The organism is Flavobacterium sp., from assembly GCF_049590715.1.
In the GTDB taxonomy this organism is placed as follows: Bacteria; Bacteroidota; Bacteroidia; order Flavobacteriales; family Flavobacteriaceae; genus Flavobacterium.
Map to the genome: position 1 here is coordinate 1 of NZ_JBAWDL010000096.1, position 1,600 is coordinate 1,600.

The 1,600-nt window shown below is 40.9% G+C and carries 2 protein-coding genes; both read right to left on the reverse strand.

Annotated features, from left to right (window positions below):
• A partial coding sequence (locus WBQ70_RS04650) for an aldehyde dehydrogenase family protein (protein ID WP_423911233.1) occupies positions 1–1,108 on the reverse strand: 1,108 nt, incomplete at its 3' end.
• Positions 1,109–1,161: 53 nt separating this feature from the next.
• Positions 1,162–1,600, reverse strand: a 439-nt coding sequence (locus WBQ70_RS04655; protein WP_423911236.1) for an HAD-IC family P-type ATPase, incomplete at its 5' end; no start/stop codon positions are given.

Sequence of the window (1,600 nt, forward strand, 5' to 3'; positions counted from 1 at the left end):
TAATTACAGATGCTACGGGTCCAAAAAGTTCGTTGTCAAAAGCTTCCATTCCAGGAGTTACTTCTGCTAATATGGTTGCAGGATAGTAGGCCCCTTTTCCCTCAGGAATCGTACCTCCTAGAACCAAACGTGCGCCTTGAGAGATAGATTTTTCGACCTGTTTGTGCAATTCATCACGCAAATTTACTCTGGCCAATGGACCGTAATACGTTTCCTCGTCTGTTGGTGCGCCCATTTTGGCTCCCTTCATTTTGGTAGTGTACATTTCTAGAAAGGCATCATAAATCGATTCCAACACCACAAATCGTTTAGCGGCAATACAAGTTTGTCCGTTGTTTTGCAACCTACCAAAAGTAGCTAGATCTGTAGCTGCCTCTAGGTCGGCGTCGTCCAAAATAATATAAGCATCACTACCCCCTAATTCTAGAACCGTTTTCTTCAAGTTTTGTCCTGCAATAGCTGCTACAGAACGACCTGCAGGCTCACTCCCTGTGAGTGTTACTGCCACAATTGCTTTGTCTTCGATAATATCTTTAACGTTTTCTGAATCGATATTCAAATTCACAAATATTTTATCTGGAAAACCGGCTTTTACAAATGCTTCTTCGATTGCAAAAGCACAACCTTGTACGTTTGAAGCATGTTTCAACACACCTACATTTCCGGCCATAATTGCTGGAGCTGCAAACCGAATAACTTGGTAAAATGGAAAATTCCAAGGCATTACGGCCAAGACAGCGCCCATAGGCTGAAAAGTAACATAGCTTTTACTAGCCTCTGTTTGTACAATTTCGTTCTTCAATAACTCTTCGGCATGATCAGCATAGTAACGAGAAACCAAAATACATTTCTCCACTTCTTTACGCGATTGCCCTATTGTTTTCCCCATCTCGGCTGTAGCAAGTTGTGCCAATTTCTCTTTGTCTTGCTCCAAGATATTGGCGAACTTGTGCATCAAAGCCGATCGTTCCTCAAATGTGGTTTTCTTCCAAGAATCAAAAGCTTTTTTGACTTTGGTAAGTTCTTCTTTCGCTTCTGTTACAGCGATGCGTGCATACGTTCCTATTTCTTCTCCCGTCGCTGGATTTATGCTTATCGTATTTTTCATATCTTATAATTTATATGTCGAGAATTTCAGTTCTCTTTTAAACAAGTAGTATTTTAAAATTTCATTTTTTGAATTCGTACAGCGTTCAAAATCGCTAATAGTGCTACACCTACGTCAGCAAAAACGGCTTCCCACATAGTGGCCAAACCTCCGGCACCCAATAGTAAAACAGCACCTTTGACCACAAAAGCCATTGTGATATTTTGCCACACTATTTTTTTTGTTTCTTTCCCTATTTTAATCGCCATCACAATTTTGCTAGGCTTGTCATCTTGAATCACAATGTCTGCCGTTTCTATTGTAGCATCACTCCCTAGCCCGCCCATAGCTATACCTACCGTGCTCAAAGTAATCACGGGCGCATCGTTAACGCCATCACCTACAAAAGCAACCGTTTCCTTTCGATTCATAATTTCTTCCACTTTGGCTACTTTATCTTCAGGAAGCAAATTTCCGTAAGCGGATGTAATATTCAATTGATCGGCAACATAG